At 63.4% G+C, this 705-nt stretch carries 1 protein-coding gene; it reads right to left on the reverse strand.

The annotated features are described in order from the left end of the window. Positions 1-96 precede the first annotated feature (96 nt). The coding region (locus tag EOE48_RS28450) for a DHHA1 domain-containing protein (RefSeq protein WP_246155060.1) at positions 97-705 on the reverse strand (609 nt) is incomplete at its 5' end.

Genomic DNA, 705 nt, shown 5'->3' on the forward strand with positions numbered 1-705 from the left:
GATCAACGCCATTTCAATGGTGCCTCAGCCCATACAGGGCCCCAAAAAACAATCCAACATGAAGAGGCCGGCGACTAGACCGCCGGCCCCGTCATCTCAAAGTCCCTGCTCTGCGAATGGCACGGCCAGCGCCAGGGCCTGGTCCAGTGCAGCGACGTCGACGCCACCACCCTGGGCCATGTCCGGACGGCCACCGCCCTTGCCACCCACCGCCGCAGCGGCTTGTTTCATCAGATCGCCAGCCTTGAGTTGGCTGGAGAGGTCTTTGGTCACGCCGGCCACCAGCACAACCTTGCCCTCATGCTCGCTGCCCAGCAGGATCACTGCGTGGCCGAGCTTGTTCTTCAACTGATCGACCAGGGCCAGCAAGGCCTTGCCGTCCTGCCCATCCAGGCGGGCGGCGAGGACCTTGGCACCCTTGACCTCAACAGCCGCGTTGGAGAGATCGTACCCGGCGGCGCTGGCGGCTTTGGCCTGCAGCTGTTCCAGCTGCTTCTCCAGCTGGCGGTTGCGCTCGAGCACAGCCGACAGCTTGTCGATCAGATTGTCGCGGTTACCCTTGACCAGTTGCGCGGCTTCCTTGACCTGCTCTTCGGCAGCGTTCAGGTAGGCCAACGCAGCGGCGCCGGTAACTGCTTCGATACGGCGTACGCCAGAGGCCACGCCGCCTTCGCTGATGATCTTGAACAGGCTGATATCACCGGT

The sequence above is a fragment of the Methylobacterium oryzihabitans genome (genome assembly GCF_004004555.2).
Lineage (GTDB): Bacteria > Pseudomonadota > Alphaproteobacteria > Rhizobiales > Beijerinckiaceae > Methylobacterium > Methylobacterium oryzihabitans.